At 71.8% G+C, this 22170-nt stretch carries 22 protein-coding genes; 10 read left to right on the top strand and 12 right to left on the bottom strand.

All coding sequences use genetic code 11. The features are described from left to right. The first annotated feature begins 25 nt into the window (after window positions 1-25). Genes VIS07_04640 through VIS07_04630 form a run of 3 tightly spaced genes read left to right on the top strand, consistent with a single transcriptional unit; the run spans window position 26 to window position 3267 of the window. On the top strand, window positions 26-1138 hold the full coding sequence (locus VIS07_04640; protein ID HEY8514788.1) for an LLM class flavin-dependent oxidoreductase: 1113 nt from the start codon (window positions 26-28) through the stop codon (window positions 1136-1138). After that, window positions 1135-1866 (top strand): dienelactone hydrolase family protein, encoded by a 732-nt coding sequence (locus VIS07_04635; protein HEY8514787.1) that lies wholly within the window; start codon window positions 1135-1137, stop codon window positions 1864-1866. Before VIS07_04640 ends, VIS07_04635 begins: the two co-directional genes overlap by 4 nt. A 48-nt stretch (window positions 1867-1914) precedes the next feature. Further along, entirely contained in the window at window positions 1915-3267 is a 1353-nt protein-coding gene (locus VIS07_04630) for a metallophosphoesterase (protein ID HEY8514786.1), read from the top strand. 54 nt (window positions 3268-3321) lie between these two features. Here VIS07_04630 and VIS07_04625 read toward each other — a convergent pair whose 3' ends face one another. Beyond that, window positions 3322-4971: a hypothetical protein gene (locus VIS07_04625; protein ID HEY8514785.1), complete on the bottom strand. Its 1650-nt coding sequence runs from the start codon at window positions 4969-4971 to the stop codon at window positions 3322-3324. A gap of 230 nt (window positions 4972-5201) precedes the next feature. On the opposite strand from VIS07_04625, the gene VIS07_04620 reads away from it, so the two are divergent. After that, window positions 5202-6173, top strand: coding sequence for a sterol desaturase family protein (locus tag VIS07_04620; GenBank protein ID HEY8514784.1), 972 nt, complete (start codon window positions 5202-5204; stop codon window positions 6171-6173). A 72-nt stretch (window positions 6174-6245) separates the two neighbouring features. Here the strand turns inward: VIS07_04620 and VIS07_04615 are convergent, their stop codons facing one another. Next, the gene (locus VIS07_04615; protein ID HEY8514783.1) at window positions 6246-7703 is read right to left on the bottom strand and encodes a M48 family metalloprotease; all 1458 of its coding nucleotides are present in this window, start codon (window positions 7701-7703) and stop codon (window positions 6246-6248) included. Between the two features lie 188 nt (window positions 7704-7891). Here VIS07_04615 and VIS07_04610 point away from each other — a divergent pair, with 188 nt between their 5' ends. Continuing rightward, entirely contained in the window at window positions 7892-9121 is a 1230-nt protein-coding gene (locus VIS07_04610; protein HEY8514782.1) for a CoA transferase, read from the top strand. A gap of 39 nt (window positions 9122-9160) precedes the next feature. Here VIS07_04610 and VIS07_04605 read toward each other — a convergent pair whose 3' ends face one another. The 3 genes from VIS07_04605 to VIS07_04595 form a co-directional block, all read right to left on the bottom strand. Then, the gene (locus VIS07_04605) at window positions 9161-9682 is read right to left on the bottom strand and encodes a carboxymuconolactone decarboxylase family protein (protein ID HEY8514781.1); all 522 of its coding nucleotides are present in this window, start codon (window positions 9680-9682) and stop codon (window positions 9161-9163) included. Window positions 9683-9689: 7 nt separating this feature from the next. Then, window positions 9690-10223, bottom strand: coding sequence for a peroxiredoxin (locus tag VIS07_04600; GenBank protein HEY8514780.1), 534 nt, complete (start codon window positions 10221-10223; stop codon window positions 9690-9692). A 91-nt stretch (window positions 10224-10314) separates the two neighbouring features. Further along, window positions 10315-10731: a Fur family transcriptional regulator gene (locus VIS07_04595; GenBank protein ID HEY8514779.1), complete on the bottom strand. Its 417-nt coding sequence runs from the start codon at window positions 10729-10731 to the stop codon at window positions 10315-10317. Between the two features lie 120 nt (window positions 10732-10851). On the opposite strand from VIS07_04595, the gene VIS07_04590 reads away from it, so the two are divergent. Together VIS07_04590 and VIS07_04585 are read left to right on the top strand one after the other, a co-directional pair. Further along, window positions 10852-11340 (top strand): metallophosphoesterase family protein, encoded by a 489-nt coding sequence (locus VIS07_04590; GenBank protein HEY8514778.1) that lies wholly within the window; start codon window positions 10852-10854, stop codon window positions 11338-11340. Window positions 11341-11498: 158 nt separating this feature from the next. Next, window positions 11499-13091: an amidohydrolase family protein gene (locus tag VIS07_04585; GenBank protein ID HEY8514777.1), complete on the top strand. Its 1593-nt coding sequence runs from the start codon at window positions 11499-11501 to the stop codon at window positions 13089-13091. A gap of 100 nt (window positions 13092-13191) precedes the next feature. Here the strand turns inward: VIS07_04585 and VIS07_04580 are convergent, their stop codons facing one another. Next, the gene (locus VIS07_04580) at window positions 13192-14382 is read right to left on the bottom strand and encodes a cytochrome P450 (protein ID HEY8514776.1); all 1191 of its coding nucleotides are present in this window, start codon (window positions 14380-14382) and stop codon (window positions 13192-13194) included. Between the two features lie 90 nt (window positions 14383-14472). On the opposite strand from VIS07_04580, the gene VIS07_04575 reads away from it, so the two are divergent. Continuing rightward, on the top strand, window positions 14473-15153 hold the full coding sequence (locus tag VIS07_04575; GenBank protein HEY8514775.1) for a TetR/AcrR family transcriptional regulator: 681 nt from the start codon (window positions 14473-14475) through the stop codon (window positions 15151-15153). Between the two features lie 139 nt (window positions 15154-15292). Here VIS07_04575 and VIS07_04570 read toward each other — a convergent pair whose 3' ends face one another. The 6 genes from VIS07_04570 to VIS07_04545 are packed head-to-tail and all read right to left on the bottom strand — an operon-like array spanning window position 15293 to window position 19588. Next, entirely contained in the window at window positions 15293-16147 is an 855-nt protein-coding gene (locus VIS07_04570; protein ID HEY8514774.1) for a patatin-like phospholipase family protein, read from the bottom strand. Next, window positions 16144-16629: a cytochrome c gene (locus VIS07_04565; protein ID HEY8514773.1), complete on the bottom strand. Its 486-nt coding sequence runs from the start codon at window positions 16627-16629 to the stop codon at window positions 16144-16146. The genes VIS07_04570 and VIS07_04565 overlap by 4 nt, the downstream gene beginning before the upstream one ends. Continuing rightward, window positions 16626-17162: a methylamine dehydrogenase light chain gene (locus VIS07_04560; protein ID HEY8514772.1), complete on the bottom strand. Its 537-nt coding sequence runs from the start codon at window positions 17160-17162 to the stop codon at window positions 16626-16628. The genes VIS07_04565 and VIS07_04560 overlap by 4 nt, the downstream gene beginning before the upstream one ends. Then, window positions 17159-17785 carry a methylamine dehydrogenase accessory protein MauD gene (gene mauD, locus VIS07_04555; protein ID HEY8514771.1) on the bottom strand — a complete coding sequence of 209 codons (627 nt, stop codon included), beginning with the start codon at window positions 17783-17785 and terminating at the stop codon, window positions 17159-17161. Before mauD ends, VIS07_04560 begins: the two co-directional genes overlap by 4 nt. After that, window positions 17782-18324 (bottom strand): MauE/DoxX family redox-associated membrane protein, encoded by a 543-nt coding sequence (locus tag VIS07_04550; protein ID HEY8514770.1) that lies wholly within the window; start codon window positions 18322-18324, stop codon window positions 17782-17784. Before VIS07_04550 ends, mauD begins: the two co-directional genes overlap by 4 nt. A 10-nt stretch (window positions 18325-18334) precedes the next feature. Beyond that, window positions 18335-19588: an amine dehydrogenase large subunit gene (locus VIS07_04545; protein HEY8514769.1), complete on the bottom strand. Its 1254-nt coding sequence runs from the start codon at window positions 19586-19588 to the stop codon at window positions 18335-18337. A 90-nt stretch (window positions 19589-19678) separates the two neighbouring features. Here VIS07_04545 and VIS07_04540 point away from each other — a divergent pair, with 90 nt between their 5' ends. Further along, window positions 19679-20134, top strand: a complete 456-nt coding sequence (locus VIS07_04540; GenBank protein HEY8514768.1) for a cytochrome c — start codon at window positions 19679-19681, stop codon at window positions 20132-20134. Window positions 20135-20286: 152 nt separating this feature from the next. Further along, window positions 20287-22155, top strand: coding sequence for a parallel beta-helix domain-containing protein (locus tag VIS07_04535; protein HEY8514767.1), 1869 nt, complete (start codon window positions 20287-20289; stop codon window positions 22153-22155). Window positions 22156-22170: the final 15 nt, after the last annotated feature.

The following is a 22170-nucleotide window of genomic DNA, read 5'->3' as shown; positions in this document are numbered from 1 at the left end:
TCGACGCGAACCAAGGAGGGCGACCATGCACGTCGGCATGACGGCGATCTTCCAGAACCCCGAGGACGCACGTCCCGACCAGGACGTCTACGCGGACGACCTGCGGCTCGCGGATCTCGCCGAGCCGCTCGGCTTCGACTCGGTGTGGGGCGTCGAGCACCACTTCACCGACTACACGATGTGCCCCGACGTGCTGCAGTTCCTCACCTGGGTCGCGGCGCGCACCGAGCGCATCCAGATCGGCTCGATGGTGGTCGTGCTGCCGTGGCACGATCCGCTGCGCGTCGCCGAGCAGGTGTCGATGCTCGACACCATGTCCGGCGGCCGCTTCATCCTCGGCATCGGACGCGGGCTCGGGCGCGTCGAGTTCGAGGGCTTCCGCGTGCCGATGGGCGAGTCGCGCGAGCGCTTCGTCGAGGCGGCGGAGATGCTGCTGCGCGGCCTCGAGGACGGCTACTGCGAGTACCGCGGCAAGTTCCTCCAGCAGCCGCGGGCGCCGATCCGGCCGCGCCCCTTCAAGACCTTCCGCGGCCGCACGTACGCCGCCGCCGTGTCGCCCGAATCCTCGCGCCTCATGGCGCAGCTCGGCGTCGGCATCCTGATCATTCCGCAGAAGCCGTGGGAGCAGGTCGAGGCCGAGCTCGCCGAGTACCGCCGCATCTACCGCGACGTGAACGGCGCCGAGGCGCCGCCGCCGATCGTCGCCGGCTGGACGTTCTGCGACGAGAGCGCCGACCGCGCCCGCGAGATGGCGGTGCGCTACATCGGCGGCTACTGGCGCACGGTGATGAAGCACTACGAGCTACGCGGCGAGCACCTCGCCTTCATCAAGGGCTACGAATCCTACGCCAGGCTGCAGGAGATCATCCGCAGCGGCGGCGCCGACGCGCTCACCGAGTTCTTCCTCTCGCTGCAGGTCTGGGGCACGCCCGAGCAGTGCTACGAGCGCGTGCTCGAGAACCGGCAGCGCACGGGCTCGGAGAGCTTCGTCGCCGCGTTCAGCTACGCCGGCATGCCGCACGAGGAGGCGGTGCGCAGCATGCGTCTCTTCGCGCGCGAGGTGCTGCCGGAGCTGAAGGCGGTGCCGCCGCTCGCGCAGCAGGCCGAGGCGACGGCGCAGGGGGTGGCGGCGCGATGACGACCGGTCTGCGCACCGAGTTCCTCGACTACCGCGCCGACGACACGGTCTGCGAGGCATACGTCGCGCACGACGCGGCGCTCGACGCGCCGCGCCCCTGCGTGCTCGTCGCGCACGACTGGAGCGGTCAGAACCAGAGCATCCGCGCCATCACCGAGCGCGTCGCGGCGCTCGGCTGGGTCGGGTTCGCGCTCGACGTCTACGGCAAGGGCGTGCGCGGCGAGGAGACCGGCGACAACACCGCGCTCATGACGCCGATGCTCGCCGACCGCGCGCTGCTACGCCGCCGCCTGCTCGCCGGGCTCGAAGCGGCGAAGCGCCATCCCGCGGTCGACGCGCGGCGCATCGCCGCGATCGGCTACTGCTTCGGCGGGCTCTGCGTGCTCGACCTCGCGCGCGCCGTGCCGCCCGATCTCCTCGGCGTGGTGAGCTTCCACGGCGTCTTCCAGCCGCCGAACCTCGGCCCGCAGCCGCCGATCACCGCCAAGGTGCTGCTGCTGCACGGCTGGGAGGATCCGCTCGCGCCGCCGTCCGAGGTCCTCGCGATCGCGCGCGAGCTCACCGAGGCGAAGGCCGACTGGCAGCTCCACGCCTACGGTCACGCGATGCACGCCTTCACCTTCGAGGGGGCGTACTTCCCCGAGCGTGGAATCGTCTACGACGCGAACGCCGCGCGCCGCTCCTGGGCGGCGATGCGCGCGTTTCTCGAGGAGGTCTTCGCTGCTTGACCGGACGCGCGGCGGCAAAGCGTCGCGACATCCGGTAAGCTCGAGTCGATGTCCGTTGCAGTACCCTACCCCCGCGCGCGTCGCTGGCTCGTGATCTGGCTCGCGACGCTGAACGTGGGGATCCTCGGCATCGCGCTCGCGCTGGGCTTGACGCTGAACCGCCGCGCGCTCTGGCTCGCGGCGCTGGTGCCGATCGCGATCGTCCCGTTCTCCTACGCGCGCCTGCGCCTCGACCTCCTGCTGCAGCAGTCGCTCGCGCGGCTGCCGCGCGTGTTCGCGGTGGTCGCGGGGCTCGGCGTCGCGCTCGACTTTGTTCTTGTCGCGCAGCTCCTGACGCGCGGCTCGGACCGCCTCGCGCTGCTGCAGGGCACCGGCATCAACTGGGCCGGTCCCGTGTGGTTCAGCGCGCACGCGCTGCTCTTCTTGGGCTACGCCGCGCTCGGCCTCGTGCGCCTGCTGCGCCGCCCGGCGCGCGCGCTGTGGCGTCTCGTCGTGCCGCCGGCGAGCGACGACCTCGCGGGCGGGCTCGTGTCGCCGGAGCGGCGGCTGCTGCTGCAGCGCGCAGGGCTCGTCGGCGCCGGTGTGCCGTTCTTCGTCTCGCTCTCGAGCGTGCCGCTGTCCTACGACCTGCGCGTCGAGGAGCGCGAGCTCGAGCTGCCGAACCTGCCGCCCGAGCTCGACGGCCTGCGCGTCGCGCACCTGTCCGACATCCACGTCGGCGGCGTCATGACGCGCGAGCGGCTCCTGCGGATGGCGGAGCTGGTGAACGCGTCCGAGCCCGATCTCGTCGCGCACACCGGCGACTTCCTCACGCACCGCAGCGGCGACTTCGATGCGCCGCTCTACGACGCGCTCGCCCTGATCCGCGCGCCCTACGGGCAGTGGGCCTGCCTCGGCAACCACGACTTCGACGATCCGGAGCGCTTCGAGCGCAAGCTCACCGCCGCGGGCGTGCACGTGCTGCGCAACCGCGCCGAGCGCATCGAGGTGCGCGGCGTGCCGATCGAGATCGTGGGCGCGGACTTTTTGTTTGCTCGGGAGCGCCGCGAGGAGATCTACGCGCGCCTGATGTCGTCCTTCCCCGAGCGCGACGGCACGCTGCGGATCTTCCTGAACCACGACCCGCGCGCCTTCCTCGAGATCCCCGAGAGCTGCGCCGACCTCGTGCTTTCGGGCCACACGCACGGCGGCCACGTCGGCGTGCAGGTCACGCGCGACCGCGCGATCACGCTCGTCGGGCTGGTCGGCATCCCCGATCAGGGCGTCTTCGAGCGCGGCGACATGCGGATGTTCGTCACCCGCTGCGTCGGCTACTACGGCTACCCGATGCGCGTCGGCATCCCGCCGGAGATCGCGCTGCTCGTGCTGCGCGCGCCGGGCGCGCGCACGACGCGGACGTAGCGAGCGCGCGGCCGCGCCGCGGACGGTCCGGGGGCGTCGAGCGGGCCCGCGCCGCTAGCGCGTCTCGAACGTCATCGCCGCGTCGCTCGCCGGCAGCCCTTCTGCGAGCCAGCACCGTGCCTCGCGGCGTCCGCGCAGCTCCGCCTCGAGGTGCGCCAGCACCGCGGCGCGGGTGAGCTCGACCTGGCGCTCGCCGCTCATCGTCTGCGGCAGCTCGGTCTCGCAAACCGCGCCACAGGCGAGGATGTCGACCGCGCCCGGCCCCGCGCCGACCGCGAGCTCCGCCGCGAGCCGTGCGATGCCGCCCGGGTCCATGACGGAGCCGGCCGCGCCGACGGCAGGACAGGCGATCGCGAGGTCCGAGTTGATCACGCCAGGCACGTCGATGCCGATGAAGCCGATGTGGTTCGCGCCGTGCAGCGTGACCATCGTGACGGGCGGCGCCGCGCGCTCGAAGGCGCGGTGCGGATCGGCGAGCGGCACCAGCATGTCCGCGTCGCCGGCGACGATCAGCATCGGCACCGATCCGGAGTAGAAGTCGGGTCCGAAGAAGCACGACGCGGGCGCGAGCGCGACCGCGGCGTCGAGGTCCGCGATGCGCCAGTGCGGGTGGTACGCCGCGATCAGCACCGTGCCGCCGCCGAGCGACAGCCCGCCCATGCCGCGCCTCTCGGCGTCGATCACGGCCGCGAGGTCCTGGCCCGCCGCGCCGGCGCCGAGCTGGTCCATCACGAAGTCGACGTCGGCCGGCTGGCTCGCCATGTCGCCGACCGTCGGTCCGCCCGGCGCGCCGCCGCTCGACAGCGGGAAGGTCGGCGCGACGACGACGTAGCCGTGGCTCGCGAGGTGGCGTCCGATCGGCATCGCCTCGCCGTTGCCGCTCGTGAAGCCGTGCGCCCAGCCGACGATCGGGAACGGCCCGTCGCTCGTCCTCGGCGGGGCGTTCGTGCTGGCCGTCTGCGCCGGATACCAGACGCGCGTCGGCAGACGGCGCTCGGGCGAGCCCGGGTAGCTGCCGTTCGGGGCGGTCGAGCGCGAGGCGTCGACGAGCACGAGCGTCCGCTCGCCGACGGGATACGGACCTGGCGCGGCGAACGTCGCGAGGTCGAGCGACGATCCGGACGAGCCGTCGCAGACGTCGCCCGGGCCGTCGCCGCCGCTCGCCTGGCACGCCGTCGTCGGTCCCCGGATGACGATGCGGTTCGTCGTATTCTTGACGTAGCGCCCCGGTCGCTCGACCCAGCGCCCGCAGTATTCCGCGGAGCCGATCGTGACGTGGGTCTCGAGGAACTCGACCGGCCCCGTCAGCGGGTCGTTCGCGTACGGCACGCCCTGCAGCGTCACCGCGAGCGTGCCGGGGCGATAGTGGATGCGTCGTACGCTGCCCGGCTTGACGGGGTTGTCGACGTAGCGGAAGCCCGGCCCCGAAGCCTTCCACTTGGTGCAGTCGAGGATCTGCTCGGCCGTCACCCTGCCGTTCGTGACGAAGCGCACCTCGGTCTGCGCGGGGCAGAGCGGGCTCTGCAGGGACAGCAGCGCGGGGTCCTTCGCGAAGCGGAACGTGATGCGATCCTGTCGCGGCTGGGCGCCGTCGACGGCCGTCAGGCGCTGGCCGCCGGTGAGCGTCACCAGCGCCTGCGCCGTGGAGACCGAAGCGAGCAGAGCCGAAGCGACCAGAGCCAAGCGAAGGAGCGCATGGGGCATCGTGGATCCTCTGCGTGTCGGGGAGGAGCTGCGTCCGGCGGACGTCGGCGCGGACTATGCCTTCGCGGTCGGGCCTTCAAACGATCCGGCGTTTCCGCGCCCACTCACGGAGAAGGAGGCGCTGCATATTTCGCCGCGACGCATGCGGCGCAGCGCTGCGCTCGATCAGTGGCTCGACGCGCTGCGCGGGACGCTTCCCCGACGCCCGCGCTTTGCGCTAGGAGGCGCGCGTGGGCTCCCCGGCGCACCCGCTTGCCCCCGCCGACACCTTCGACCCGAGCGCCCCTTCCGCGTCGCCAGGTCGCACGCTGCTGCGCTGGCTCGCGTTCCCACTGCTGCTCGGAGCGCCGCTCGCGGCAGCGGTGGTGCTGATGCCGCTCCTCGGCACGGCCCCCGCCCTGCTGCTGCTCGAGCTGCTCGCGCTCTTCGCGATCGCGGCCGCCGAGCGCGCCATGCCGTACACCGACACCTGGCTGCGCTCGCACGGCGACGTCGCGACCGACGTCGCGCACGTCGCGGTCTCGGGCGTGACGGTCGCGCAGCTCGTACGGCCGACGCTCGACGCGATCGCCGTCGTCGTCGCCGGCTGGCTCGCGGCGCTCGGCGTCGGCGGCTGGGTGACGCTGTGGCCGACTTCGTGGCCGCTCGTCGCGCAGCTCGCGCTCGCGCTGCTGGTCGCCGAGCTGCCGCAGTACTGGCTGCACCGCTTGCAGCACGAGCACGAGACGCTGTGGCGCTTCCACGCGGTGCACCACAGCGCGCCGCGGCTCTACTTCCTGAACGCGGCACGCTTTCATCCGGTCGACATCGCGCTGCTCTACACCGTCGGCTACGTGCCGCTGATCGCGCTCGGCTGCCCGGAGCAGGTGCTCGCGCTCTTCCTGCTGTTCGACGGCGTCTTCGGCATGCTGCAGCACGCGAACCTCGACGTTCGTCTCGGGCCGCTGAACCGCGTCTTCAGCATGGCGGAGCCGCACCGCTGGCATCACTCGCGCGAGCTCGTCGAGGCGAACACCAACTACGGCTCGAACCTGACCGTGTGGGACGTCGTCTTCGGCACCTACTACCTGCCGCCCGACGTCTCCCCGCCGACCGACGTCGGCATCCCGGACATGCCGCGCTTCCCGAGCGGCTACCTCGGGCAGCTCGCGGCGCCGTTCCGCTGGCGCGACGTCAAGCAACGCTCGGCCGGCGCGTCGTGAGCGCGCTCGTCGCGACTCCGCCGTGCGGCGCCACGCGCGCGCGAGCGCTCCACCGGTGCGCGCGCACGCGCTTCACCGGCGCGCGCCGAGCGCGGCGAGACGCGCGATCCGCCGCTCGAGCGTCGGGTGCAGCGCGACCACGATGCCGTGCCGGCGCGCGAAGCCGCCCGCGTGCGCCTTCTCGTGGCGCTCGCCGTGCTCGCGCGCCAGGCGGGCGGCGTCCTCCCACGTGCGCAGCGCGCGCTCGAACAGCGGCGCTTCGGCGTGCGCCGTCGCGAGCTGCTGCAGCGCCTGCGCGTGCGCCGCGGCGAGCCGCGCCGACACCGCTTCCGGACCGACGATGAACAGGTGCTCGAGCCAGCGACCGGCGTCGATCACGCCGCCGCGCGCCGCGAGGTCGGTGAGCGCGCGCGCGAGCGCGTCGGGGTTGCGCGTCAGCTCGACGGCGGTCGCGTCGGCGAGGTAGCGCCGGCTGCGCAGCGCGAGCGCGAGCAGCGGCCCGAGCACGAACAGCACGGTGAGCAGCACGAGCACCTTCGCGAGCGTGCCGAAGAGCGCGAGCGGCAGGAAGAGCATCGCGCGCGCGAGCTTCAGCGGACGTCGGATCCCGCGCGCCGACTCGAAGTCGAGAAAGCGCGTCACCTCGTCCATCGTGCCGGCGTCGAAGCGCTCGGCGAGGACGCGCGCGACGCGCTCGACGTCGGCCGGATCGGCGGCGCGCCGCCGCCAGACCTTGGTCCACACCTCGCGCAGCGCCGCGCGCGCCGGCGCGCTCATCGGGGCATCGAGCAGCGTCAGCACGACCGACATGGTCTGGAACACCGAGACCAGCAGCAGCGAGCCGCGCAGGTCGCCGTTCGCCGCCGAGCCGACGAGGTGGGCGACGACCGCCTGCGTCTCGGCGCGGTCGAGCTCGTCGAGCAGGCGGCGCGCGACGACGACGGTCGCGTCGTCCGGCGAGGTGCCGATCACGCCGGCGTTCGCCGCAGCGCCGTCGACCAGCAGCACGCGCGGCGCGCGCACGCCGCAGGCGACCGCGACCTCGCTCGCGACGTTCGCGAGCTGGCGCTCCTCGAGGTCGCCGGGACGCAGCTCGCGCGCGCCGAGCGCGTGCACCATGCCGTCGACGCCGGACGCGAGCAGCCAGCGCCAGAGCGCGAGCCAGACGACGAGCGCGACCACGACGCCGGGCGCGAGCACGACGACCGCGGCGGCGAGCCGGCCCATCTCGCCGGGCTCGCCCGCGAGCGCGATGCCGTACGCGTCCATGTAGCCCTCGATCGGCGCCCAGAGCGCCTGCGGCAGCGGCAGCACGAGCCGTGCTGCGCCGAGCGCGATCGCGAGCGTCACGACCACGGCCGGGGTCGCGAGCACCGCGGCAGCACCGCCCATTGCGAGCACGGTGAGCGCGCACAGCGCCGTGAGCACGAGGCTGCCGCGGCGGTGCCGGCGCTGCGCCTCGAAGAACGGCACGCGCTCGACCGGCCCAGGGATGGACGGCGGCGCGAGCGTCTCGGGCGTGCTCGTCATGGGCGACGCTCTTGTGCTCCCGTCCCGCGCGCGTCGCAAGCCTCGGCGCCCGAACGCGGAGCCGCGGCGCGCGACCTGCGAGGCCACCGGCGCGGCCCCGAAAACGCCAAAGCCGCGGCCGCGGAGCGCCGCCAAGCGTTGCCGCGGTCGCGAGGGTGGCGCTAGGACAGGCGGACGGAGGACGTCGAATGACGCAATCGAACGAGACGGCCGCGGCGGGTCCGCTCGCCGGCGTGCGCATCCTCGCGATCGAGCAGATGCAGGCGCTGCCGTTCGCGACCCAGCTGCTCGCGCGCATGGGCGCCGAGGTGGTGAAGATCGAGCACCCGGTGACGGGCGACTCGGGACGCGGCGCGCTGCCCGCGGTCAAGGACGTCGACGGGCGCAGCGTCGGCGCGACCTACCTGCGCAACAACCTCGACAAGAAGAGCGTCGCGATCGACCTCAAGCACCCCGAGGGACGCGAGCTGGTGAAGCGTCTCGTGCCGCGCTTCGACGTCCTCGGCGAGAACTTCAAGCCGGGCACGATGGACCGCATGGGGCTCGGCTACCGCGACCTCGAGCCGCTGCACCCCGGGCTGGTCTACGTGTCGGTGTCGGGCTTCGGGAACCTCTTGCCGTCGCCCTACAGCTCGTGGCCCGCGTACGCGCCGATCGCGGAGGCGATGGGCGGCTTCTACGAGTACCGGCGCGAGGAGAACGCACCGCCGGCCGTGAGCCCGGCGGGCGCGCTCGGCGACATCGGCTCGTCGCTGTTCGCCGCGATCGGGCTGCTCGCGGCGCTGCGCGAGCGCGACCGCACCGGCCGCGGGCAGCACGTCGACGTCGCGATGTTCGACGCGATGATCGCCATGGCCGACATCGTGCCGCACTTCTGGTCGATGGGCGTGCGCGGCAAGCGACGCACGCCGGGCATCTTCGACGGCTTCAAGGCGAAGGACGGCTGGTTCGTCGTGCAGGCGGTGCGCGAGCACCAGCTCGCGCAGCTCGCGCGCGCGGTCGGACACGCCGAGTGGCTCGAGGACCCGCGCTTCGCGACCCGCGACGGCTGGCGCGAGCACATCGAGGACGTCGTGCGTCCGGGCATCGAGGCGTGGGCCGCGTCGCGCACCAAGCTCGAAGCCGCGAGCGAGCTCGCCGAGCAAGGCATCGCGGCCGGTCCGTGCTTCGACACCGAGGACCTGCTGCGCGACCCGCACGTCGCGAGCCACGACATGCTGCTGCGCATCCCGCGCCCGGACTCCGACGAGCCCATGCTCGTCGTCGGGAACCCGATCAAGCTGTCGAAGACGCCGGAGCGCCCGCCGCGTCGCTGGCCGACGCTGGGCGAGCACACCGATCAGGTCCTGCGCAGCGAGCTCGGGCTCCGCGACGACGATCTGCGCGCGCTGCGCGACAAGAAGGTGATCGGCGGCTGACGCGCGAAGACCGCGCGTCGGCCGCTCGACCGGCGTACGTCAGGCGGTCTCGAGCGCGACCGCGACGCCGTGGATGACCGCGGCGATGCGCACCGCGTCCATCACCGCGTCCTCGGAGAGGCCGCCCTCGCGCACGGTCTTCTCGTGCGCGCCGAGGCACACCTCGCAGCCGTTGATCGCGCTCACGGCGAGCGACATCAGCTCGAAGTCGACCTTCTCGCCCTTGGGCTGCGCGATGCGCTGCATCCGCAGGCGAGCGGGCTTCTTCTCGTACGCCTCGCCGAGCATGTGCTTCGAGCGGTAGAAGACGTTGTTCATGCCCATGAGCAGCGCGGCTGCTCGGGCGTCGTCGATCACGGCCTCGTCGATCCCCGCGGCGCGCGCGTCGGCGAGCACGGCGTCACGCAGGGCCGGGTTGCGCGCCGCGTACGCGGACGCGAGCGCGACCCCCCAGCGCTGGGGCGGAGTCAGAGACTCCGCCCCGAGCACCGACTGGAGGCCGATCTTCAGGTCGCGTGCCGCGTCGGGCAGCGACTCTCGTAGGGTCTCCAGAGATGACATCGTTACCTCAGACCTTCAGCGTCGGCTGGCCCTTCTCCCAGTTGCACGGGCAGAGCTCGTCGGTCTGCAGCGCGTCGAGCGTGCGGAGCACCTCGTTCACGTTGCGGCCGACGGACAGGTCGTTCACCGACACGAAGCGGATCACGCCGTCCGGGTCGATGATGAAGGTCGCGCGGAGCGCGACGCCCGCCTCGGGGTGCAGCACACCGAGCTGCTCGGCGAGCTTCGGCGTCAGGTGGATCATCGGGAACGGCAGGTCCTTCAGATCCGGGTGCTCCTTGCGCCAGGCGAGGTGCGAGAACTCGTTGTCGGTGCTGCCGCCGAGGACCACCGCGTCACGCTCGGCGAAGTCCTTGGTGCGACGGCCGAACTCCGCGATCTCGGTCGGACAGACGAAGGTGAAGTCCTTCGGCCAGAAGAACAGGACGATCCACTTGCCCGGGAAGTCCTTGTTCGTGACGTCCTTGAACTCCTTCCCCTTCTCGAGGGAGACGGCGGCGCGGACCTTGAAGTCGGGGAGACGATCACCAACGGTCAACATGCTTTCTCTTCCTTCCTTTCTTTCTCTCGGTTGTTGAACGCAGACGGATCGACGCGGACGAGCGACGATCACGCTACGGGCGCGCCGCGGATCAGCTCTTGCGACGCTTCTTCGCGCGGTGGCGACCGCGCATGACCACGGCGTACTCGCGGACCTCGAACTCGGCCGGCGGCTCGAGGCGGCTCACCGTCACCGCGTCCCAGGGGACGTCGTAGATGGCGCCGGTGACGTCGTCGATGAAGTGGTGGTGCGGCTGGACGTTGGGATCGAACACCACCTTGCCCTCCGCGAGCACGAGCGGGCGCAGGAGGCCCTTTTCGACGAACAGGTTGAGCGTGTTGTAGACGGTGGCGCGCGAGACCAGCGGGAAACCCTCGCGGACCTTGGCGAACACGACGTCCGCGGAGGGGTGGTCGGTCGCGCGCAGCGCGTACTCCGCCACCGCGACGCGTTGCGCCGAGGGCTGAATGCCGCGGCTCTCGAGGAGCTCCATGACCCGTCGATCCATCGTCTAGGTCTAGACTAAGTCTAAATCCAGATGAAGTCAACCCTGTGGACGCGTTTGGCCGCATGTTGCGGCCCGGCCTGGCGTTGGCGCGCCGGCGCCGGACGCCCTACCGTGTCGGCCATGTCGCGCAGCCGGGCCTCGCTCGAGGTGGGAGTGCTCTCCGACACGCACGGCCTCGTGCGTCCGGAGGCGCTCGACGCGCTCGCCGGCGTCGCGCGCATCGTTCACGCCGGCGACGTCGGCAAGCCCGAGGTGCTCGACGCGCTCGCGCGCATCGCGCCGGTCACCGCCGTGCGCGGCAACAACGATCGCGGGGCGTGGGCCAATCGCTTGCCCGAGCGCGCCGTCGTCGAGCTGTGCGGCGCGCGCGTCCTCGTGCTGCACGATCGTCACGAGCTCGACCTCGATCCGCGCGCGGCTGGCTTCGCGGCCGTCGTGTGCGGGCACTCGCACCGACCGAGCATCGAGCGGATCGACGGCGTCCTTCATCTCAACCCGGGCAGCGCCGGCCCGCGACGCTTCCGTCTGCCGATCGCGCTCGCGCGTCTCGCGGTCGCGGACGACGGCCGCATCGACGCGTGGATCGTCGAGCTCACGCCGCACGCGTGAGCGCATCTTGATCACTCGCTCGATCGTCTCGCGCGCTCTGCGCTGCCGCCCGTGAGCAGCGCTCTGCCGACGTCTTCGTCAACGCGCGGCGTTCGAGTGCCATGAAACGCTCGCTCGTGCGCGCTCTCGTGCGTGGCACAGGCACTGCTTCCGCGGGCATGAGCCGACACCACGATCACCCCACCAACGAACCCGAGTTCGAGTCGTGCGACGTGCACGACGACGACGCCGTCTACGACAACTGCGGCGAGCGCATCCCTGGATTGTCGCGCCGCAAGCTGCTCGCGCGCGCCGCAGGGCTCGCCGCGGCGACACCGTTCGCGACCTCCGGTCTGCTCGGATTGCTCGGCAAGGGATCCGAAGCGGAGGCCGCGGGCAAGCTCCCGTTGCGCGGTCGCGAGCCCGCGAAGCGCGGCACGTATCTCATCCGTGGCGGCTACGTCGTCAGCATGGACGACACGATCGGCAACATTCCGGACGCTGATGTCCTCGTGCGCGACGGCGTCATCCTCGAGATCGGCAAGGGCCTGCGACCGCGCGGCGCGCAGGTGATCGACGCCTCGCGGATGATCGTCATCCCGGGCTTCGTCGACACGCACTGGCACGTGTGGAACGGGCTGCAGCGCAACCTGCTCGCGCCGGGCTTCGAGTACTTCCCGGCGAAGACCGCGACCGCGCCGCACTACACGCCCGAGGACTTCTACAACAGCGACATGCTGTCGTTCATGGAGGCGTTCAACGCCGGCATCACGACGGTCAACAACTACGCGCACAACACGCGCACCACGGAGCACGTCGAGGCGGAGCTGCAGGCGCACCTCGATGCCGGCATCCGCGGCCGCTACAACTGGAGCACGATCGACGGACAGCCGGGCAACGTGCCGCTGCCCATCGACGAGATCCGCCGCATCCACGCGAAGTGGTTCTCGTCGTCGTCGCCCTTCGAAGGTCTCACCGACCTCGGCATCGGCTTCCGCAACCCGGCGTCGAACATCGACACGTTCAACGTCGACACGTCGATCGCGGTCGAGCTCGGCCTGCCGCTGATCACGCATTCCGGACAGAGCGCACGCGGCATCGACGCGACCCAGCTCCGCTCGCTGGGCTTCCTCGGACCGAAGACGATCCTCGTGCACTACGTCCACGCGACCTCCGAGGACCGCGCCGCGATGGCCGAGACCGGCGCCTCGCTGAGCTACTCGATCCACTCCGAGCTGCGCCTCGGCACGCGCGGCAACCAGCAGGAGCAGATCCTGCGCATGGTCGCCGACGGCGTGAACGTGTCGCTGTCGTGCGACGCGAACTCGCTCGGCCCGATCTCGCACTTCCAGGCGATGAACGTGGTCTACAACATCGGCATCCCCTGGCTCGGGACGACCAGCGAGGAGCTGCCGGCGCTCACCTTCCGCGACGTGCTGAAGATGGCGACGATCAACGGCGCGGTCGCGATGGGCCTCGGCGACGTCACCGGGTCGCTGACGCCGGGCAAGCGCGCGGACATCGCCTGCGTGCGCGCGGACGACCTCAACATGGTGCCGGCCGCGGATCCGGAGTGCGCGCTGGTGATGTCGGCGAGCGTGGCGAACGTCGACACGGTGCTGTGCGACGGACGCCTCGTGAAGCGAGGCGGCAAGATCCTGCGCTTCCCGATCGACACCATCATCCGCCGCGCGGCGCGCTCGGCGTTCGTGATCCGCATGCGCGCGGGCGGCCGGCTGACGCCGCCGACCACGACGCCGCCGGCGTTCTGACGCGGCTTGGGCGGGCGCGACGCCGGCTCGGGTCACCGGCGTCGTTCACGGCACGCGCGCGAGCCCTCCGCGCGCGTGCCGTGCCCGCCCGTTCCTTTCCTTACGCGGCGGCGCTGTAGACGACCGGGAAGTGCTCGATCCCGGCGACCAGCGTCGAGGCCGCGCGCTTCGGCGTCGTGCCGGGCGCGGGCTGGATGTCCGGCAGGCGCGAGATCAGCTCCCGCACCATGACCTTGAGCTCGAGGCGCGCGAGGTTCGCGCCCAGGCAGAAGTGCGGCCCGATCCCGAACGCGAGGTGCGGGTTCGGGTTGCGCGTGATGTCGAAGCGATCGGGGTCGGCGAAGACTTCCTCGTCGCGGTTCGCGCTCTGGTAGAGCATCAGCACGCCCTCGCCGGCCGCGATCTTCTGACCGCGGATCTCGGTGTCGCGCGTCGCCGTGCGACGGAAGCAGATGATCGGCGAGACGTAGCGCAGGATCTCCTCGACCGCGCCGTCGAGCAGCTCCGGACGCGCGCGCAGCAGCTCGAGCTGGTCGCGGTTCTCCATCAGCGCGAGCATGCCGCCCGAGATCGCGTTGCGCGTGGTCTCGTTGCCCGCGACGAGGAGCAGCGTCATGAACATGATGATCTCGTCGTTCTCCATCGACTCCTCGTCGGGCGCGAGCATCCCCTCCTCCTGCGCCGCGACCAGGATGCTGACGAGATCCTCGCGCGGATTGCGCCGGCGATCCTCGAAGACCTCCTTCAGGTAGTTGCCGTACTCCGCGTACGCGGTGACCGCGTCGTTCATCTTGACGGGGTCGTCGTAGTTCCCCGCGACGCCGATCAGACGGTCCGACCAGTCGTGGAAGCGGTCGAAGTCCTCCTCCCGGATGCCGAGCATCTGGGCGATGATGTAGAGCGGTAGCGGGACCGCGACGTCGCGCACGAGATCGCACTCGCCGCGCGGCGCGACGCGATCGACGATCTCCTTCGCGAGCTCGCGGATGCGCTCGTGCAGCAGCCCGACCATGCGCGGCGTGAAGCCGCGGTTGACGAGCTTGCGCAACCGCTGGTGACGCGGGTCGTCCATGCAGATGATCGACACCATCGCGTCGTTCTCGAGCAGCACGCCCTTCGCGGCCGAGAACACCTCGGGGTTCTTCGAGACGTCGAACACGTCCTGGTAGCGCGACAGCACCCAGAGCTGCGACTTCGGATCGCGGTAGACGGGAGCGTTCTGACGCAGCCAGCGGTAGGTCGGGTGCGGGTCGCCCGCGTAGAGGCTCGAGTCGGTCATGTCCGGCGTCATGGTCTCTTTCCTCGAGAAGCGATAGAGGACCGCAGCGGGCCGAGGGGGCTGCGGCCGCTGGTGACGCTTTGTAAACTAGCTCTTCACGCGATGTCAACGAGGGCCAAGACCGAGCGCGCACGCCGCACGACGACGCGAACGCGCAATCGCCCCGCACGGCGCCGTCGCCTCGCGCCCGCCGACCGGCGGCGCGAGCTGATCCGCATCGCCGGCGACATCCTGACGCGCGAGGGCGTCGACGCGGTGCAGTTCGCGCGCGTCGCCGCCGAGGCCGGCGTGACGCGGCCGCTGGTCTACAAGTTCTTCGAGAGCCGCCAGGCGCTGATCATCGCGGTGCTCGAGGACTTCGCGGCCGAGCTCGCGGAGCGCTTCGGACGCGGCGCCATGCAGCGCATCCCGGGCAGCAACGCCGAGGCCGCGCGCATCTTCGTCGAGGCGGTGTGCGACACGATCGAGGAGCGCGGCGCCGGCCCGTGGCACCTGCTCGACGCGAAGGGACCGGATCCGGCGATCGCGCGCCGCGGCCAGGAGATCCTCGACGCGATCGTCGAGCCGTGGAAGGAGCGCATCGCCGAGGCCGCCGGCACGTCGCCGCGCGAGACCGCGACGCTCGCGCGCATGATCGTCGCCGCGGGGCGCGCGGCGCTCGAGCTCTGGTGCAACGGCGTGCTGACGCGCGAGGAAGCGGTGCGCGACACGGCGCGCGGCGTCGGCGCGCTGGTCGAGGGCTTCGCCGCCGCACGCTCGCGCGCGGCGCGCGCGCGACGCTAGCCGCGAAGCCGAGCCGCCGCCCCGACGCGGCGGAGCGAGCGGGCCGTGACCGAACGCGCGCCGCAAGCGACGCCGCGCGACACCCCATTGACTGAAGGAATCCGGCGCACGCGGACGGCCGGACCCGTGCCGCGCGACGTCAGGACGCGAGCCGCGCGTCCGCCCAGCGCAGCACGCGCTCGCGCAGCCGGCGGCCGTCGCGCCGTCCCATCTCGTACGTCGCCTCGAGCCGCGCCGGGCTCGCGTAGTCCCACTTGGCGATCGGCACGTCGGTCTCGGGCGCGACGTAGAAGCGCTGCGCGCTCGACGGCAGGGAGTCGGCCGCGGCCGGGCGCGTGAGCAGCACCAGCACCTTCCCCGCCCGCGCCTTCTCCGACAGCGCGCGCACCGGAACGTTCTCGACGAAGCCGCCGTCGACGTACGTGCGCCCGCCGTCGCGCGGCAGCCGCGTGACGAACGGCGTCGCCGACGACGCGATCACCGCGTCCTCGATCGCCGCGGCGCCACCGAGCTGCTGCGCGGTGACCACCTCGACGCCGAGCCCCGGCGGCGGCGCCTCGGGACCGTGCAGGATCCCGCCGCGCTTGCGCTCGCGGTAGCCGCGCAGGGCGCCCCACAGCGAGGGCAGGAAGCGCGCGTGCGGCTCGACGTAGGCGAGCAGGATGCGCACCGGGCCCGCTTCGCGCAGACGCTCGAGACCGCAGTCCGCGAGACCGCTCGCGACCGTCTGCCGGTAGATCGGCTCGTGCGGGAAGACGCGGCCGCGCCCGATCCGCTCGGGGTAGAAGTTGCGCCGGTTCGCCGCCGCGAGGCGCAGGAAGCAGTCCATCATCGACGGCACCGAGCGCGCCGCGAGCCCGACCGCCATGCACGCGCCGGCCGACACGCCGGCCCACTCGACGGGCTCGGGCAGCTCGGCGCGCACCTCCTCGAGGAAGCCGACGCTCCACGCCGTGCGGCAGCCGCCGCCGGCGAGCACGATCGCGAGGCTCATCGCGCCGCTGTCCGCTCGGCCGCGAGCTCCGCCGCCGTGCGCTCGCGCGCGACGACCTCCGCGACCTCGGCGAGCACCGCGCGCCGCGCGCCCTCGACGTCGATCAGCGGCGCGCGCCGGGCCGCGGCGACCTCCTCCGCGGTGTAGGGCGCGAAGTCCGCGGGCACCTCGTCGCCGCCGAAGCGACGGACGACCCAGGTGACGAGCTCCGCGGTTTCCGCGTCGTCGAGCTGCGCGCCGGTGACGTTCGGCAAGCGGATGACGTAGTCGCGACCGGACCGCACGCGCATCATGCGGCCGAGCGTCCCGTCGAGCGCCGGCACGAGCCCGGGCGTCTCGCGACCGTCGGCGAGATGACAACCCTGGCAATGCAGCGCGTAGTTGACCTCCGGCGAGTAGGCGCGCGCAGGCTCCGCCGTCGGAACCGACGCGCCGAGCAGCAGCACGGCGAGAGCGCGCGCGACGAGCGCCGCGCGCGTCACTTGGCGACGCCGATCACCACCGACACGGAGCAGTGCACGGCGCGGCTCTTGGTTCCGAAGCACCACAGGAGGCTGTTGTTCTTCCACAGCACGTAGGGCGGCTTCTCGCCCTCGGTGCGCATGCACTGGCAGCGCATGCAGAGCGTCGAGCCGCAGCAGTCGTTGTAGGAGACGACGTAGTCCTTGCCGTCCGCTGGGTTGCGGCAGGTCCCGATCCAGGTGATCGGCGACATCTCGGTGCCCGGCGGGCACGCGTTCACGGTGCCGCCGCAGCACGAGCACAGGAAGCCGTCGATCGCGCAGTGCCGCCAGTAGTTGCAGCTCGTCGGATCGCCGGCCTCGCCCTCGATGAGCGAGTCGTCGGGAATCGCCGCGTAGCCGCGCGCGACCGGCAGCAGCGGCAGCCCGGCCGTGCCCACCAGCCACGCGCCGAGACGCGCGAGCGCGCTGCGGCGCGACGTCGTGCGCGCGAGACCGCGGGCGAGCTTCTCGGCGACGCGATCGATCGCGGTGCGGGGCGTGCGCAGGCTCATGCGTGACCTCCGTGCATCGCGGCGCGACGTTGCTCGCGCTCGACGTAGTCCTGCAGCGTCGCGACGCCGAGCCGCTCCGCCTCGAGCAGGCTCTCGAGATGCTCGCGGTTGTTCACGAGCCCTTTCGAACGAATCGTTCCGGCTGCGTCAAGGAGCACTGCGTAAGGGACGCGCGGCACCTGCCAGGTCGCGCCGAGCACCGGCGACAGCACGCACGGCAGCGACTCGAGCCCGTGCTCGCGCACGAGAGCCCGGTGCTCTTCGGCGTCGCCGTCGCCCGCGAGGATGACGCGCACCCGCGCGCGCTCCGCGTGCGCGAGCGCGCGCAGCACCGGCAGCACCGTCTTGCAGATCGGGCACGACGTCGAGAGGAAGAAGAGCAGCGTGCTGCGTCCGTCGTCCGACGGCGCGCCGACCGCGAGCGTCGCGCCGTCGAGCGTCGTCGAGGGCACGATCGGAGCGGGCTCCCCGACCGCGGGACCGCGGCCGATCGTCAGCGCACCCACCGGCGCGATGCGCTCGTGCAGGATGCCGACCTGGCGCGCGAGCGCGACCACGATCACGGCGAGCACGAGCACGACCGCCCACAGGACGAGGTTCGAGACCAGCAGCGCGTCGCTCATGCGCGCGACTCCGCGCGCAGCCGCGCGAGCGCCGGCGCCTGCGCGAGAAGACGGTCCGCGGCGCCGTAGAGCGCGGCGAGCGTCGCGACCGCGAGCGCCACGGTGACCCAGTCGAGCCAGGCGAGCGGCCGCGCGTCGACCGGCGCGAGCGTCGCGAGCGCCGCCGCGATCAAGACGAGGTTGCGTGCGACGAGGCTCGGGCCGATCGTCTGGCGCGCGCTCGCGCCGAAGCAGCCGCAGTCGAGGTCGCGTCTCCCGCGCGCGAGGTTGATCGCGATCGCGAGCGCGTAGAGGGCAAGCAGCGCGGCCGCGGCGAGCGCTCCCGCACGCGCCGTCGCCGGCACGACGAGCGCCGCCGCGATGGCGAGCTCGGCGATCGGCACCACGCGCGCGAACACGCCGAGCGCCGCGTGCGGCAACAGCTCGTACGCCGTCACCGAGGCGCAAAAGGCGTCGACGTCGCGCAGCTTGTGCACCGCGGCGGCGGCGAGCAGCAGCGCCAGCGCGACGCGCAGGATCACGACGACGACGGGATCCACGAGCGCGGCCTCACGGCGCGACGAGCACGCTGCCCGCGATCCCGGGCTCGGCGATCTCGTGCAGGATCGCGCCGGTCTGCGCGTCGTGCACCGTCAGCGCGGGCGGCAGCATCGACATCACGACCAGCACCGGCTGCGCGTCCTGCGTCACCAGGATCGCCTCCGCGCCGGTGTTCGGCAGCACGGCGTCGAGCAGCCAGACGAGCAGACGATCGCGGAAGCCCTCACGGCCGACGCGCATCTGACCGCGCAGGAAGTTCGACAGCGGGTTGTTCACCGGGATCTCGGCGACGCGGTTGCGGGTCGCGACGTCGTAGACCCAGATCTCGGTGCCCGGCTGCTTGTGCGAGTCCTTCGGCCCCTCGTGCATCAGCAGGTAGAGGCGTCCGGTCGCGGCGTGCAGCGCGACCGGCTGCCCGCCGCCGATCCGCCAGCCGGCGCTGCGCTCGGCGTCGCTGAGCAGCGACCACTTCTCGCCGAACCGCGGCTTCTCGCCGGACACGTCGACCGGATGGACGTAGCCCTCGAACGACGCGAAGAGATAGCCGTCGCCGTGCCGCCCGGCAGCCTCGAACACCGGATCCTGCTCGGCGTCGAAGAAGGGCTCGGTGCGCTCGGCGCTCACCTGCTGACCGGCGTCGTCGAGCGTCACGACGAGCGCCGCGCCGTCCGCGCACAGCATGAAGAAGCGGCGCGGCCCCGCGGAGTAGACGAGGCTGCAGCCGGGCGTCTGGATCTCGGTCGTGAAGCGGCGCTCGGCCACGTCGACGATGCTCAGCGACTGCGCGGGCGTCACGTTGAAGATCGCGACGAAGCGTCCGTCGTCGGAGATCGCGTTCGGCGCGACGCCGGGGAAGTACTCGGCGCGCTTCGGCGGGATCGGGATCTCCGCGGTCGGCATCAGCGTCTGGCCGTCGTAGATGGTCACGACGTCGGTGCGGTCGCCACGCACGCCGCGCGAGAAGTAGCTCTCGGGGATGTAGATCTCGCGGTGGTCGGGCGAGAACAGCGGCCAGATCGTGAAGCCGACGCCGGGCGTGCCCGCGTTGATCGTGCCGAGCATCTTGCCGCTGTCGCCGTCGTAGAGCGCCGTGCGGTGCAGGATGACGTCGCTCAGCCAGAACCAGTGCGGACCGGGCTTCGCCGGCAGCGTCAACACCTTGCCGACCGGCTCCGCGACGTCGTCCTCCGCGTACGCACCGAGCGGCAGCGCCGGCAGCAACGCCAGCGAAAAGATCAGCAGGAGACCGGCCAGGCGGCGCATCACGCGCCGCTCATAGCAGAGGTCGCGTCCGGCGCGAACCGTCGCGCGACCCTTGGCGACGCGCCGCGGATCTGCAAAGGGAGCGTCGCCATGCCGCAGCCTCGCACCACGTCCCGCGCGCTCGCGTCGCGCGTGCTTCGGCCGGCGTCCGTCGCGGCGCTCGGCCTTCTGAGCTCGGTCCTGCTCGCTTCGCCCGTGCTCGCCGACGCGCCGACGTCGGCAGCGAGCGCGCCGCAGCCGTCCACGGCGGTACAGGCCCAGGCGCGCGAGGTGTGGGCGACGACCTGCGTGACGTGTCACGGCGCCAACGGCGCCGGCGACGGTCTCGCCGCGACCGGTCTGCCCGTGAAGCCGGCGGACTTCGCCGATCCGGCGTGGCAGAAGCAGGTCACCGACGCGCAGATCGAGCGCGCGATCGTCGACGGCGGAGCTGCCGTCGGCAAGAGCGCCCTGATGCCGGCGAACCCCGACCTCGCGAACAAGCCCGAGGTGGTCGCCGCGCTGCGCGCGATGATCCGCGGCTTCGGCGCGCACGCGAAGCACTGACGCCGCGCCGCGGCACGCCTCTCACCCTGCGAAGCAACGCGCGATTCGCGCGTTGACAGCTCCTGAACGGCCCGACTAAACGTCGCGCGCCCGCGCTTTCCCCGCAGCGGAAAGCAAACCAGACGACTCGCGACCGACCACAGGAGACCTCCATGCAAAGACTGCTCGTGCCCGTCTGCGTGGCACTCGTGTTCCCGACTGCCGCGCTGGCGGCGGTGTGCACGGATCGCACGCCGGCTCCGATCACCTCCGTCGCGCCCACCGCGCGCAAGTGTCAGGAGACGATCGCCTCCGAGGGCGCCAAGTTCCTGCGCGCCAAGCTCAAGACGCTGTCGGCCTGCCGCGTGAACAAGAAGGTGCCGACCGGCAGCTGTCCGACCGCGAAGGACGTCGAGAAGATCGAAAAGGCGGCCGCGCAGGCGACGGCGAAGATCGCCAAGGCATGTGGCGACGACGCCGCGCAGGCCGGCCTCACGTCGTCGTACGCGACCCTCACCGACCCGGCGCCGATCGCGAGCTGCATGCTCTCGCAGCACAACGTGATCGGCGAGTGGATCGTCGCCAACGCGAACGGCGCGACGACCGAGCCGTGGCCCGGCACGGGCAAGGAGCGCGCGAACTGCATCAAGGAGCTCAACAAGACCGCATGGCAGGTCGCGGACCTCGCGCTCAAGCACGCGAGCAACTGCATCAAGACGCAGATGAAGAAGGGCGCCGGCGGTGACCTCGCGCCGGTGTGCGTCGGCAGCTTCTCGGGCGGCAACTACGTCCCGCCGACGGACACCAAGACCGCGGCCAAGATGACCAAGCTGTTCGCGCAGATCGAGGGCAAGATCGCGAAGAAGTGCGGCCCGGTCGCGTCGCTCGGTCAGCTCGAGACGCTGTTCGCGTGCCCGGGCGCGAAGAGCGTCGCGGATCTGCAGAACTGCGTCGTGTGCAACGGCTTCGGCGGCGCGGTCGACGCGCTCGAGCAGCAGTACTCCGAGACCGGCAAGTTCGTTGCGCACGGCACGGGCGCGATCCAGGCGGCGGTCGACGCGGCCTCGCCCGGCGACAAGCTGCTGATCGCCTCGGGGACCTACGCCGAGGAGGTGCTGATCCAGACGCACGGTCTCAAGCTCGTCGGCTGCGGCGGCGCGACCAACGATCGTCCCCGGATCGTCCCGCCGAGCCCCGAGGTCGCGGGACGCGCCATCCGCGCCAACGGCGTCGACGACCTGCTCTTCCAGAGCCTCGAGACCTTCGGTCAAGCAAACGACGGCATCCGCGTCTCGCTCGCGAACGGCGTCACCTTCCGCGACATCATCGGCGACGGCAACCTGCAGTCGGCGTACGCGATCTTCCCGATCACCAGCAACAACGTCGTGATCGAGCTCTGCAAGGTGACGCGCGTCGACGACGCCCCGCTCTACGTCGGGCAGTCGAGCGGCATCATCGTGCGCTTCAACGACGTGCGCGACAGCGTCGCCGGCATCGAGGTCGAGAACTGCGGCAACGCGCAGGTCTACGGCAACTACGCGACCAACAACACCGCGGGCCTGCTGGTGTTCAAGGACGGCTCGCTGCCGGTGCAGCTCTCGCAGTGCCACGAGGTGCACCACAACCTGTTCGAGGCGAACAACACGCCGAACTTCGGCTCGGGCACCGTCTCGAACGTTCCGGCGGGCACCGGCATGCTGGTGATCTCGAACGACACCACGCCGATCCACCACAACATCTCGCGCAACAACCGGACGTTCGGTCTCGCGTTCGTCGACCAGCAGACGGCCGAGTTCGGACCGCCGTTCAGCGCCGACTCGCTGCCGGAGCAGAACTACATCTTCAACAACATCCTGCTCGGCAACGGCAGCGACCCCGACTTCGCGCTCGGCACCGACGCCCTGTCGCTGTTCGCCGGCGCGCCGGGGAGCAACTGCCAGAGCGGCAACATCTTCGAGAACGAGTTCCTGTTCACGCTGCTGCCGACGTGCACGCTGCCGCCGCCGGCGTTCCCGTCGTGTCCGGCGCCGCCGGTGCCCTAACGCGGCCACACCACC

The organism is Candidatus Binatia bacterium (genome assembly GCA_036563615.1).
Lineage (GTDB): Bacteria > Desulfobacterota > Binatia > UBA12015 > UBA12015 > DATCMB01.
The sequence above is the reverse complement of the archived record's forward strand: the minus strand, read 5'-3'. Positions and strand labels throughout refer to the sequence as shown.